Here is a 13994-nt window from a genome sequence, read left to right as displayed (position 1 = left end):
TCACTTATACAAACTTTACTTTTTTCTCCACACCATTTTGTTTACCACCCCCGTATAACTCTGAATAATCTTCACCACTTTATTGGCAACATCTTCAACATATACAGGCACAGGAATCCCGTTATCTCCCTCTGCATTCATGGCAATAGCAGTGTCAACAGCTTGAAGAAGCGACTTCTCATCGATGCCCGCAAGGATAAAACCAGCCTTGTCCAACGATTCGGGACGCTCGGTGCTGGTACGGATACAGACTGCCGGGAAAGGATGTCCCACACTGGTAAAGAAGCTGCTTTCCTCAGGCAGAGTGCCTGAATCACTGATTACAGCGGCTGCATTCATTTGCAGACAATTGTAATCATGGAAACCGAGAGGTTCGTGACGAATTACACGCTTATCCAATTGGAAACCACTCTTCTCTATTCGGTTACGTGAGCGAGGATGACAACTGTAAAGAATAGGCATATCGTACCTCTCAGCTATGGCATTGATAGCATTAAACAGGGAAAGGAAATTCTCTTCTGTGTCAATATTCTCCTCGCGATGAGCACTAAGTAGGATATACTTTCCCTTCTCCAAACCAAGACGACGGTGAATGTCGCTAGCCTCTATATCGGCAAGATTGGCATGCAATACCTCAGCCATGGGACTACCGGTCACATAAGTACGTTCTTTAGGGAGACCGCATTCGTGAAGGTATCTCCTTGCGTGCTCGCTATATGCCAGATTTACGTCACTGATAATATCAACAATGCGCCGGTTGGTCTCCTCAGGCAGGCACTCATCTTTACAACGGTTTCCTGCCTCCATATGGAAAATAGGGATGTGCAAACGCTTTGCCGCAATGGCACTCAGGCAAGAGTTGGTATCACCTAATATGAGCAATGCATCAGGCTTGATTGCATTCATTAATTTGTAGGAGCAGTTGATGATATTGCCGACCGTTGAGCCGAGGTCATCACCCACAGCATCCATATAAACCTCCGGATCGGCTAATTTCAAATCCTTGAAAAATACCCCGTTGAGATTGTAATCATAGTTCTGACCGGTATGCGCCAATACTGTATCAAAATACTTTCGACACTTGGTAATAACTGCTGCAAGACGAATAATCTCAGGCCTTGTACCTACTATGATAAGAAGTTTCAGTTTGCCATTATCTGCAAACTTTACGTCGCTATAATCTGTCTTAATATCTGCCATAATTGTATTTATTCTACGGGTAAGAAATAAGTGTCCGGACAATTGGGATCAAATGCCTCATTCGCCCACATGAGGGTTACCAAATCGCAAGTATCAGAGAGGTTTATGATATTGTGAGTATAGCCGGGCAACATGTGTACAGCCTCTATCTTATCACCGCTAACCTCAAAATTCAGTACTTCATCCGTATCTATCCTACGTTGCTGAATGAGAGCCTTACCCGACACAACAATAAAGAACTCCCATTTCGTATGATGCCAATGCTGCCCCTTGGTAACACCTGGCTTACTTATATTCACACTAAACTGACCACAATTTACCGTCTTCAGCAGTTCTGTGAAACTGCCGCGCTCATCTACGTTCATCTTCAACGGAAAGACAGCCTTCTCTTTGGGCAAATAGCTAAGAAAAGTACTGTAAAGCTTCTTGGCGAATGAATTTTCCGGTATCTCGGGCATTAGCAATGTCTGGGGCTGTGCTTTAAAAGATTCAAGTAACGAAACTATTTCACCCAAAGTTGCTTTATGGGTAACAGGTACGGCGCAATAATGGCCATTGGCGGTAAGAACAGTCTTCACACCGTCAAATTCACAGTGATGCTCATTACCCTGCAAGGCACTTATCATTTCTTTTACAAGATCATCGATATAAAGAAGTTCAAGTTCCACACAGGAATCATTCACCTGTATGTCAAGGTCGTTGGCAATGTTGTTACAGAATGTGGCAACCGCGCTGTTATAATTTGGACGACACCATTTGCCGAAAAGATTCGGAAAACGATATACCAATACTTTAGCACCTGTTTCTCTACCGTACTCAAAGAACAGCTCCTCACCCGCTAACTTGCTCTTGCCGTAATCGCTCGTACCATAACGGCCGATCAGGGTTGCCTGGATGCTACTTGACAACATCACGGGGCAAGTGTTCTTATGAGCCTTCAAACAGTCGAGCAATATTGATGCAAAACCGAAGTTGCCGTTCATAAACTCACTATTCTCCTTTGGACGGTTTACACCTGCTAAGTTGAAGACGAAGTCACAGTCAGAACAGTAAACATCCAATTCCTCCGGATTACTGTCTATATCATATTCATAAACAGCATCAATAACAAGACCGCCATAACAGCGGGCCTTTCCTTCCTTTATATTGTAGAGCTCGGCACAAAGATTTTTTCCTACGAAACCTTTGGCGCCTGTTACAAGTATCTTCATTATTCGGAACGGATTTCTTTTGATTTGGCACGCTCTATCAAACCGAGATCCTCCTGAATAAAGCGCAAACGCATAAGCTGTTCCTTCATCCCCTCAACATCCAGACGTGCGGTGTTGTGAGAGTGATAATCCTCAATTGCTGAAACCTTCTCATTACCTTCCACAAAAAACTTGTCATAGTTGAGGTCACGACTGTCGCAAGGAATACGGTAGTAGTTGCCGCAATCAATGGCTTTTGCCATTTCCTCACGAGTGACAAGAGTCTCATAAAGTTTTTCACCGTGACGGGTACCGATAACCTTGACTTCGGTTTCACCGTATTTAGGATCAATCTTAGAATAAATCTGCTTCAAGGCTTCAGCAAGCACATCCAAGGTCGCGGCAGGAGCTTTCTGTACGAAGAGATCACCATTGTGACCATGGGTAAAGGCATAGATAACAAGATCCACCGCATCATCCAATGTCATCATGAAACGGGTCATATTAGGATCTGTAATAGTAATGGATTTGCCTAACATGATCTGCTCCACCCACAAAGGAATAACCGAACCACGTGATGCCATTACATTACCATAACGGGTACAACAGATAGTTGTCTGCGCACCTTCACCAAGTTCACGCCCTTTCGCAATAGCCACCTTTTCCATCAGAGCCTTAGAAATACCCATGGCATTGATGGGATAGGCAGCCTTGTCAGTAGAAAGAACAACCACATTCTTCACACGATGATCAATAGCTGAAAGCAATACATTGCTTGTGCCCATCACATTAGTCATGGCCGCTTCCATAGGGAAAAACTCACAGGAAGGTACCTGCTTCAAAGCAGCAGCCGCAAACACATAATCCACTCCACGCATCGCAACATCCACAGATTCACGGTTACGAACATTACCGATATAAAACTTCACCTTTGATGCCTGTTCAGGATGCTGTGCCTGAAGATGGTGACGCATATCATCCTGTTTCTTTTCATCCCGTGAAAAAATACGGATCTCCTTTATATCACTTGTGAGAAAACGACGGAGTACGGCATTACCGAATGAACCTGTACCGCCTGTGATCAACAGGACTTTGTCTTTAAACACTGACATATCTTTGATATTATTATTGATTAATTAGCCTTGTCTTTTATCTTATACTCCCCATAACCATAATGTTTACCATAGCCATAATACTTGCCATATTTGCCATAACCATAGTAATAACCATATTTCTTCTTCTGAAGATCCAAGCCATTAATGGCAATACAGAGATTAGGCAGTTTATTATTCTCGGCAAGTTCATTGATCAGGGTAAACTCCGTTTTACGGGTGTAATCAGCACGGCATACATAAACAGATAAGTCCGCTACACGTCCTATAAGCAAAGTATCAGTTACCATACCCACAGGTGCCGTATCCAATATCACGTAATCAAAATTCTTCCTCAAGATTTCAACAGCTTTCTCCAAACCGTCACGAGCCAACAACTCTGTTGGATTAGGGGGAACTGTTCCACCTGGAAGAATATATAAATTCTTGTTTATATCAGAATGATGCACCAAATCCATCAGATTTACAGTGGAATTGGTAAGGAATTGAGTTATACCATACTCTTTCTTAGGTAGGTTGAAAACTTTGTTCAATCCGGGCTTACGAATGTCAAGGCCTACTATCACGACTTTTTTCCCTAACAAAGAAAGGCTGATAGCCAGATTGGCGGATATAAAAGATTTTCCTTCACCACTAACTGTAGAAGTTACCAAAATTACATTCTTACCATTTTCAAGCATAAACTGAAGATTGGTACGGACATTACGGAAGGTTTCGCTCATCAAATTGTTCTGATTCTCAAATACGGCAATAGCTCCCGTCTTTTCATCTGCCAATGGAATATCACCAACAACAGGGAGCGAAGTCAATTTTTCAACATCAGCACGACCTTCTATCTTAAATTTGGTCAGACCGATCAAATAAATAACACCTACCGGAATACCTATTCCAAATACCAAAGCCGCCAAATAAATCGTCATCCGTTTCGGGGAAATCGGAGTACTGTCCGCCTGTGCCTCGTCAATAATCTTGGCATTATTGGCTATGGCAGCCAAGACAATGGCATTCTCCTCACGCTTCTGAAGCAGCATCAGATACAAACCGGACTTGATTTCTTGCTGACGGGCAATACTCACAAACTGACGTTCCTGAGTCGGAGCATCACTGATACGACGGGAATAACGACTCGCTTCACGAATCAAATCAGCTTTCGTTATTTCAAGTCCTTTCAACGTGGCATCCAGAGTGGTCTGTATATTACTGCGCATCGCACGGATACTGGTAGTAAGATTCACAATTGCCGGATTGCTTTCCGTTGATGTACGTAACAGGCGTTTACGTTCGGCTACCATCTCATTATACCGGTCAATCGCCCCCGCTACCCCGGCATCCTGCAAACCGACATTCGCAGGCAGCACTTCGTATTCACTACCCTGCAAATATTTTTTCAAATCCATCACAAGATTAATCTGTGTCTGATTTTCCACCCGCTTCTTCTCGTATTCGGCATTACCAGTTAAGGCAATCTGAGCTTCACTTGTCAAATCAGTGATACCCGCACTACGCTTGAAATTCTCCAGATCGCGTTCCGTGCTACCCAATTCTTTTGAGATGATATCAATGCGCTCATCAATGAACTCGGCCGTTCTCTGGGCTACCTCATTTTTGTCATTGTTGGCATTGATATTATACATCTCAAGCAGTTTGTCTATATAGTCCTTGCCACGCTGGGTATTAGAGTTCTTAAGTGAAACGGTCACGACGGAAGTCGCCTTCGAGGTAGGGGTTATCGACAGGGAACCGGCATAACCTTTCGCTACAGCAAAAGGCCTGTTAATATAAGCCGTAATATGACGTTCTGTTGTTACACTTTCCGGACGAAGTGATGACAAAGTATCATTGTTCGCAAAAAAAGCAACCGTACCTTCATCGGTAGGAAATACGGCAGGCAATTTCTCAAGATGTTTCCGGTACTCCTTTTTTCCCACCTTGACCTGCACATCCATCGCACCGGCAGGTTGCAGAAGCATATCTATCTCCATTGTCTGCGGAAGCCTGTCCGCTTCCTGAGGGGTCAGACTGACCAAAACCGGAGAAGTACGATACAATTCCTTGTTTGGAAACTTATCTTCGTCCATATAGGTCACAAACAAGCCTAAAGAACTGACTACCTCCCTTGCCAATGTTCTGGATTTTAGCACTTCAATTTCATTCTCTATATTACTTGATGAAGAGACAAAACCGTTTAGCCCCATCTTTTCCAGTTCGGAAGACATATTCGCACCGCCACCTTTCTTTTCATCCTTAATCAGAACAGTGGCAGAAATATTGTATACAGGTGTTGTCAGACGCAGATATCCCCATGCTAAAGCAACACAAACTATTACCGAAACTACGAACCATGGCCAATGAATCAGATAGCGGAAAAGGATTTCCTGAATATTGATCTGTTCTTCGGATTGTGCCCTCATTTTTTCTTTTCCTTCCTCAACCATACGATGTTATTATCTGAAGATTGTTACTAATAAACTTGCCAATGAAATTAAAATAGAAGTAGCCGAAAACCATATACTTGTACTGTTGCTGATATCCGAATTGCGAGCCTTTGCCTTGTTCGGAGTCACATAAACAATATCATTCTGCTGCAACCAATAGTAAGGAGAAAGAAGAGTTTCAGCCTTATTAAGATCCAGTGTTATGATTTGTTGTTTGCCATTGGCATCTTCACGAATCAACTTTACATTATCACGGATTCCATAAATGGTCATATCACCTGCCATGGCCAAAGCTTCCAATAAATTCACTTTCTCATTGCTGATAGTAAATGTACCGGGACTAGCGACTTCTCCTAACACAGAGATTTTGTAATTGACCATACGTGCAGTAACAATCGGAGTTTCTTTTATGTAGGGTTTCAACTTTTCCACTATCATTTGCTCTACCTCCTTTTTGGTCAGTCCCCCGACTTTCAATGTCCCCAATACAGGAAAATTGATATTCCCCTCGTTATCCACCAGATAAGTCTGTTGGGAGGATTGGGAAGCGCCCTGTGAATTTCCGGCAGTCAAACCAGCAGAACCAGTCATTCCCAGGTTGAAAGGAGCCGCCAGTTCAGGGTTCGTACATGATACCATGATAGTAAGTTGATCCTTAGGCATTATTCTGGCATCATACAGGGTTTCCTGTTGGGTAACCTGTCCCACAATTTCAGAGTCCTGCAGATAGGGGACTTTCTTGTATGACTGGCAGGAAGCAAGCAAAAAGAGTGCAAACAGGCAGGGAAGTATCCCACCGACTTTTTTCTGCATACTTGTAGCAATGCAAAATGAATTGTTCATAATATATTCTAGTTTATTATTCTTTATCCAACACCTCAAACCTCGGAGAATTCTTCGATTTGAACTCGGGCACCACCTTCTTCATCAACCGGACGGTATCCATAATCTTGACGGCACGGGACAACCTCTCGAACTCTGAATAAGTGTCAAGGATATCGGAATATTCATACCGGCGAACCTTAGCGATCATGATCTTTTTATTTTCAGTCGGAATCGTATTCTCCTTATCGCTCAGGACCTCTTCGTAAAGCTTCTCACCGGGACGTAAACCCGTGAACTCGATCTTTATGTCTTCACCGGGACGATAGCCAGCCAATTCAATCATACGGGTGGCCAGATCGACGATCTTGACTGCCTTGCCCATCTCAAAGACAAATATCTCATTGCCCTCCCCCATAGTGGCGGCCTCCATCACCAGACGGCAGGCCTCGGGAATCGTCATAAAGAAACGGATGATATCAGGATGGGTGACGGTGACCGGACCGCCATTCTCGATCTGTTCCTTGAAGCGGGGAATGACGGAACCGTTACTGCCCAATACATTTCCGAAACGCGTTGTGATGAATTTGGTACGCCCTTGCACTTTCCCCTCACGGATGGCACAACCCAGGCTCTGCACGTAGATCTCGGCAAGGCGCTTGGAGCAGCCCATCACATTCGTTGGGTTAACAGCCTTGTCAGTAGAAACCATTATCATCTTCTCCGCACCGTATTCAACGGCCATGTCCGCAACCTGGCGGGAGCCGGTGACATTCACCAAAACCGCCTCACAGGGGTTTTCCTCCATCAAAGGAACATGCTTGTAGGCGGCGGCGTGGAAGACCACCTGGGGATGGTAATTTTCGAATACCATACGCACGCGCTCTTTAACACGGACGTCACCGATGACAGGAATGAAATCTATATCGGGATAATTCTTCTCGAATTCAAGACGCACATTATGCAAAGGGGTCTCAGCGGAATCAAACATGACAAGTTTACGGATGCCCAGACCGACAAGCTGGCGGCAAAGTTCGCTGCCTATGCTGCCTGCTGCACCGGTCACCAGAACGACTTTACCACGGAATTCTGCAGCCACCTGGCGAAGGTTGATATTGATTTCCGCACGGCCCAAAAGGTCCTCGATCTTGATGGGACGGACCCACTGGTGGAAGTTACCGTCAGAATCGACCTCACTGATCGTCGGGGCTATCAGGGTCTTGAGATCATTGCTCTTGCAGTATTCCAAAAGACGGTTTTCCTCAAGACGGGTATCCTCATAACGGGAAAACAAAATACCTTTAATGCCACGCTTACGGATGATGTAATCCACATCGGAATCGTTTTCAAAATAATAAATGGGAAGATCGGCCAAACGGCGGCGACTGTTGTTCCTGCCATAAACATAAAAGCCCGCCACCTTGTAATGGGAACTGTCCCTGAGACGAAGCTTCAGCGCCACACTCTCCTCGTCGGTGCCATAGATAAGGATACGGGTGTTCTTCTTGTTCACCCAGTCCAGCAATAGATCGTACGTGATGATGAGTGAAACACGAAAGACTGTCAGCGCAACCAGGGTCAGAAGACCGTCGAGAAGAAGGCAGGAAAAACGGTATTTATCGAACGCAGACGTTTCGGGAATAATCCAGAAAGAAACGGCAAGCAGGCAGACAGACTTGAACAATACGGCACACATGACACGCCAGAGCTCACGGGCCTGGGAAAAACGGATCGTGTTGCGATACGTGTGGAACAACAAAGAGCCGACAACACTACCCAGCAAAGAAACGAGAACAAACTGACAAAGAACCCAGTCACTCACAGGTATATGTGCCATATAATGAATGACAGCATAAGCGATCAATGAACATACTACTGATATTGTTGTGTCAATACCCAAAATAATCCAATAGCTCAAATAGTTCTTACGAGCGTATTGAGCTATCCCCCTTAATGTCTTTTCCATTATAGTATAAACGATAAATTGTGTATCAGAGATACAATGAGATATAATCAGATACTAAAATCAAGATTTCACCGATTCTACATAACCGATAGGCATATCCACACATGCACAGCCTAACAGATTCAGTCGCACGGCAATCTTAGTCTTACCATCTACATTGACCAGTTCACCCACCAGTCCGGTCAGAGGTCCCTTGATGACACGTACTTTTTCACCACGCGCCAAAGGGGAGCTGTTCATGCAAACAGCTTCTTCGGAATAATCAAGCATAAAACGGAAACGAGCCATCTGCTCGTCGGGAATCACTGCCGGTGTGCTCTCACCCCGCATCACCATATAGCGACTAACTGTAGAAAAACTAAGGACTTCCATGCGCTCTTTCTGATCAACATGGACAAATACCATCATTGGAAGAAGAACAGCTTCTACTTTTTTACGCCGGTCGCTCCATTGATGAATCTCCTGTTGGACAGGAACAAAATTTTCAATCCCCATTTTGTCCAAACGCTCGGCAACTTTCTTCTCATGATGCATACGCACCATAGCTACATACCAGCGTTTAGAGTGTGCTACGCCTTCCCCTGTCCCATTACTAGGCCCAGCATTTACTGATTTTCGGCTTGTTAAAATCATGTTTTTTTACCCCATATACATCCGTTACTTTTTAGGTAACGGATAAAATGCATCAGAACATACTTTATGACGAAAACGGAAAGAATACAAGTATAAGGAGGGGCCAACCGGAAATTTGCTTGATGTTCAGCAAAATGAATTTAAAATCGGACAATAAAAAGTATAGGGCATGAAAATGAGTTCTTTTCATGCTCCGGGATTTTCTTATACTAAAATTTAAATAAAACAAAAAAAAATGTAGAATTGCTTGTTTGCTATTTATGTTTTTGGCTATCTTTGCAACAAATTTTAAATCCGTTACCTAAAAAGTAATGGATATAGTTTATCACTGATTAACAGTTGATTATCTTTAATTATCCTTTCACTTTACAATTTCTGATGTAAGATAAATTTCCTTTATTCACTTCTGTTCTTTCTTCCAGTCCGAAGCCTTTCAAATAAGTCTGTGTGGTTTTTATGGATTTATGTCCCAACGCCTCGCTAATCATTTCAATGGACACTCCCCGATACTTGGCAATAGTAGCCCACGAATGGCGTAGCGTGTAAGAAGTGACCGGAGATTTCAAATGTAACGCCTTCGCCAGCTCTTTCAGATTTTTGTTAAATTGACGAAGGGCAGACTGATATTCCCGGTAAGCCTTTTCATCCTTCCGTGACTTATCACCACAAAGAATATCAAGCAAATAATCCGGACAACCGGGTTGGGACTTCCGAACGCTCCGAAGTCGGTCGATCTTCACCATAGCACTATCCAACACTTCTACACTCATCGGCGTTTTCGTCTTGATGCGATTATAGCGAAGCATATTATTTTCAAGAGCCGATTTTTCCAAATGTGCCAGATCGGCAAACGACATTCCACAAAGTTGGAACAGCAGGGAAGCAATGTCCTGAATGCGGCGCAAACGTTCCGATCGGGGATCGTCAAACAAAAGCCTATGCAGTTCGGCAGCAGTCAAAGCCCTCTTCTGACAAACATCGATTCCCGTATAAGCCTCATGAAACAACCGCGGCACAAAAGGGGCATTACCCGCTTCCACCCCACGATTGTAAATGCTACGAAGCATACGCATATACGTAGAAATCGTATTAAGCTTCAATCCATTCTCGTAAAGATACTGCCCGTAAAGCCGCAGGCTCTCACGGGTGATTTGCCTGAACGACACATTACACGTACCACAAAACACACTGAAAGAAAAAAGAGCATTCTTATAGACATGCGCTGTAGAATATCTGCCTTCTTCACGTAAACGATCGATGTAGAGCTCGCCACACCGACTAAAACCTTTTTTGTTCGTCATTTGCACCATTAGTTATTTGATTATTATACCATTATTGGCAAGCAACAAAAGAACGAATCTTTTCGAAGATAGATCGCACTCTACAGAGAAAAAAGATATAATGTATTTTAATACATTCTTTATTTATTATATATATTAGTTGCCGGATGGGGTGCCGGAACGCATTTCGGGTATCTTCCGTATCCCCCATCAATAGGGCATTTCAGGAGGTATGAAGGGGTGCCGCGTGGGGTGCCGCTCAAAAGTGCGGTCGATTCAATATAAACGACCGTATATTTTGTACCAAACGACCGCCCGTTTACACTCGTCAGACCGTTCGATCGGTTCAAAACGAGCGGTCGTATTAATCAAAAGATACGGTCGTTTCATCCAACAGGAACGGCTGAAACAAAAATCATCCGGCTGAACCTAAAAAAAACGAAATAATTCTGTGCTTCTCACAAATTCTTCGTACCTTTACACTCCGGTAAAACAAGTTCTATCCACATAAAAGATAACAAAATGGAAAACAGAAGTTTAGTAACCATTGCCGAACATTCTAAAGAAAAAATCCTCTATATGCTCGAAATGGCGAAGCAGTTTGAAATGAATCCCAACCGCCGGTTATTGCAAGGAAAGGTAGTAGCAACCTTGTTCTTCGAACCTTCCACACGTACCCGCCTGAGTTTTGAAACAGCCGCCAACCGTCTCGGTGCACGTGTTATCGGATTTTCCGACCCGAAAGCGACCAGTTCTTCCAAAGGGGAGACACTAAAAGACACGATTATGATGGTGAGCAATTATGCGGACATTATCGTCATGCGCCACTATCTCGAAGGAGCCGCACGGTATGCCAGCGAGGTAGCTCCGGTGCCTATCGTCAATGCAGGAGACGGAGCCAACCAACATCCGTCACAAACCATGCTCGACCTCTATTCCATCTACAAAACACAGGGAACACTGGAAAACTTGAATATTTATCTGGTAGGAGATTTGAAGTACGGACGTACCGTGCACTCGCTGCTGATGGCCATGCGCCACTTCAACCCTACTTTCCATTTTATCGCTCCCGAAGAGTTGAAAATGCCGGAAGAGTACAAGCTCTATTGCAAGACCCACCAGATAAAGTATGTTGAGCACACGGATTTCACCGAAGAGATTATCGCTGATGCGGACATTCTGTACATGACCCGCGTGCAACGGGAGCGTTTCACCGATCTGATGGAATACGAACGTGTAAAGAACGTATATATCCTGCGCAACAAAATGCTGGAGAACACCCGTCCCAATCTGCGTATCCTGCATCCGCTGCCTCGTGTCAACGAGATTGCGTATGATGTGGATGACAACCCGAAAGCATACTATTTCCAACAGGCGCAAAATGGTCTGTATGCCCGCGAAGCAATTCTTTGCGATGTGTTAGGTATCACATTAGATGATGTTAAAAACGATATTTTATTATGAGCGAAAATAAACAAGCATTGCAAGTAGCTGCCCTGAAAAACGGGACAGTGATTGACCATATCCCTTCCGAAAAGCTCTTTACCGTAGTACAACTGCTCGGAGTGGAGCAAATGACCAGCAATATCACGATCGGATTCAACCTCGACAGTAAGAAGCTGGGTAAAAAAGGTATCATTAAGATTGCAGACAAGTTTTTCTGCGACGAGGAAATAAACCGTATATCGGTGGTGGCTCCGCACGTCAAGCTGAATATTATCCGCGATTATGAGGTGGTGGAAAAGAGGGAAGTGAAAATGCCGGATGAGCTTCATGGAATCGTAAAATGCGCCAATCCGAAATGTATCACGAACAATGAACCGATGGCTACGTTATTCCATGTGATAGACAAAGATAACTGTATCGTAAAATGTCATTATTGCGAAAAAGAACAAAAGCGTGAAGAGATCAGTATCCTATGAAACAAGATTGGAAACCTGGAACGATGATTTATCCGCTACCGGCTGTATTGGTCAGTTGCGGAAAAGAAGAAAGTGAATATAATATTATCACAGTGGCATGGACGGGCACGATTTGCACCAACCCGCCCATGTGCTATATATCCGTACGTCCGGAACGATACTCCCATGAGATTATTAAAAAGAACATGGAGTTCGTTATCAATCTGACAACAAAAGACATGGCTTTCGCCACAGACTGGTGCGGAGTACGTTCGGGGCGCAATTATCACAAATTCGAAGAAATGAAGCTGACTCCGGGACATTGCACTGTGGTCAGCGCTCCCTTGATTGAAGAGTCACCTCTCTGCATTGAATGCCGTGTGAAAGAAATCGTCTCTCTAGGCTCGCATGATATGTTTATTGCAGACGTGGTGAACGTTCGGGCAGACGAGCGGAATCTGAATCCGGAAACCGGAAAACTTGAGTTGGCGGAAACCAACCCATTGGTATATGTACACGGCGGATATTATGAGCTTGGTGAGAAAATCGGAAAGTTTGGTTGGAGTGTAGAGAAAAAGAAAAACTGACCCCAGATAATACGACCATGAATATGCTGCGTACAATTTTCCTTTTAGGTTTGCTGACCGTAGGCTGTATGGCTTTCGGTCAGAACTACAACGCAGAGAAGGTGGACCGTCCCAATACCAAGAAAATAAACTTTGGTATTAAGGCTGGATTCAACTCTTCCATGTTCCTGGTGTCCAAACTAAAAATCAAGGATGTGACTATCGATGAGGTGCAGAATAATTATAAAATCGGTTATTTCGGCGCCCTCTTCATGCGCATCAACATGAAGAAACATTTCATCCAGCCGGAAGTATCCTATAATGTGGCCAAATGTGAGATCAGCTTCGATAAGCTGGGCTCACAGCACCCTGCTATCGAACCGGATTATGCATCCGTACAATCTGTATTGCACAGTATCGATTTCCCTATTCTATACGGTTATAATGTTGTGAAAAAAGGACCTTACGGGATGTCTATTTTCGTAGGACCCAAACTCCGTTATTTATGGGGGAAACATAATGAAATCACTTTCCGCAACTTCGACCAGAAAGGGATTCACGAAGAACTTTATCCGTTCAATGCCAGTGTGGTGATCGGTGTAGGGGTCAATATTTCGCGCATCTTCTTTGATTTCCGTTATGAGCAAGGAGTGGGAAACATATCCAAGTCGATTGTTTATGACAATATCAATTCCGACGGCAGCACGGGCGTGAGCAACATTACTTTCCGTCGTCGCGACAGCGCGTTAAGTTTTTCGCTTGGCTTCATCCTTTAAGAATAAAATATCATTAAATCCCACTTTTTACTAACATTTTTCTTGTACTTCCTTCATTCTTTATTTATTTTCATTAACTTTGTGCGCTTAAAAATAGGTATCTCGAATTAAAA

General features: G+C 43.8%; 12 protein-coding genes. 4 read left to right on the top strand and 8 right to left on the bottom strand.

Annotated elements, in window-relative coordinates:
- Nucleotides 1-15: 15 nt before the first annotated feature.
- The 8 genes from H8S63_RS00505 to H8S63_RS00470 form a co-directional block, all read right to left on the bottom strand.
- A complete protein-coding gene (locus H8S63_RS00505) occupies nucleotides 16-1200 on the bottom strand; it encodes a UDP-N-acetyl glucosamine 2-epimerase (protein ID WP_022276383.1) in 1185 nt (394 codons plus the stop codon).
- An 8-nt stretch (nucleotides 1201-1208) separates the two neighbouring features.
- Nucleotides 1209-2411 (bottom strand): capsular polysaccharide biosynthesis protein CapF, encoded by a 1203-nt coding sequence (locus H8S63_RS00500; RefSeq protein ID WP_186925392.1) that lies wholly within the window; start codon nucleotides 2409-2411, stop codon nucleotides 1209-1211.
- Nucleotides 2411-3502 (bottom strand): polysaccharide biosynthesis protein, encoded by a 1092-nt coding sequence (locus tag H8S63_RS00495; protein WP_022276385.1) that lies wholly within the window; start codon nucleotides 3500-3502, stop codon nucleotides 2411-2413. The genes H8S63_RS00500 and H8S63_RS00495 overlap by 1 nt, the downstream gene beginning before the upstream one ends.
- Nucleotides 3503-3522: 20 nt before the next feature.
- Nucleotides 3523-5937, bottom strand: a complete 2415-nt coding sequence (locus H8S63_RS00490) for a polysaccharide biosynthesis tyrosine autokinase (RefSeq protein WP_186925391.1) — start codon at nucleotides 5935-5937, stop codon at nucleotides 3523-3525.
- 9 nt (nucleotides 5938-5946) lie between these two features.
- Nucleotides 5947-6780, bottom strand: coding sequence for a polysaccharide biosynthesis/export family protein (locus H8S63_RS00485; protein ID WP_022276387.1), 834 nt, complete (start codon nucleotides 6778-6780; stop codon nucleotides 5947-5949).
- A 16-nt stretch (nucleotides 6781-6796) separates the two neighbouring features.
- On the bottom strand, nucleotides 6797-8725 hold the full coding sequence (locus H8S63_RS00480; RefSeq protein ID WP_186925390.1) for a nucleoside-diphosphate sugar epimerase/dehydratase: 1929 nt from the start codon (nucleotides 8723-8725) through the stop codon (nucleotides 6797-6799).
- 60 nt (nucleotides 8726-8785) lie between these two features.
- A complete protein-coding gene (locus H8S63_RS00475) occupies nucleotides 8786-9358 on the bottom strand; it encodes a UpxY family transcription antiterminator (protein ID WP_022276389.1) in 573 nt (190 codons plus the stop codon).
- Nucleotides 9359-9711: 353 nt separating this feature from the next.
- A complete protein-coding gene (locus H8S63_RS00470; protein WP_022276390.1) occupies nucleotides 9712-10659 on the bottom strand; it encodes a site-specific integrase in 948 nt (315 codons plus the stop codon).
- 501 nt (nucleotides 10660-11160) lie between these two features.
- Between H8S63_RS00470 and pyrB the strand changes: the two genes are divergently transcribed.
- The 4 genes from pyrB to H8S63_RS00450 are packed head-to-tail and all read left to right on the top strand — an operon-like array spanning nucleotide 11161 to nucleotide 13881.
- Nucleotides 11161-12102 carry an aspartate carbamoyltransferase gene (pyrB, locus tag H8S63_RS00465; RefSeq protein WP_007755317.1) on the top strand — a complete coding sequence of 314 codons (942 nt, stop codon included), beginning with the start codon at nucleotides 11161-11163 and terminating at the stop codon, nucleotides 12100-12102.
- Nucleotides 12099-12560: an aspartate carbamoyltransferase regulatory subunit gene (gene pyrI, locus H8S63_RS00460; RefSeq protein WP_007755315.1), complete on the top strand. Its 462-nt coding sequence runs from the start codon at nucleotides 12099-12101 to the stop codon at nucleotides 12558-12560. Before pyrB ends, pyrI begins: the two co-directional genes overlap by 4 nt.
- A complete protein-coding gene (locus H8S63_RS00455) occupies nucleotides 12557-13126 on the top strand; it encodes a flavin reductase family protein (protein ID WP_007755313.1) in 570 nt (189 codons plus the stop codon). The genes pyrI and H8S63_RS00455 overlap by 4 nt, the downstream gene beginning before the upstream one ends.
- A gap of 17 nt (nucleotides 13127-13143) precedes the next feature.
- Complete coding sequence (locus H8S63_RS00450) at nucleotides 13144-13881, top strand: porin family protein (protein ID WP_186925676.1); 738 nt, start codon at nucleotides 13144-13146, stop codon at nucleotides 13879-13881.
- Nucleotides 13882-13994 lie beyond the last annotated feature (113 nt).

Source organism: Bacteroides sp. NSJ-39 (assembly GCF_014287315.1).
Classification (GTDB): Bacteria; Bacteroidota; Bacteroidia; order Bacteroidales; family Bacteroidaceae; genus Bacteroides; species Bacteroides finegoldii.
This window is presented reverse-complemented; position numbering and strand designations above follow the sequence as displayed.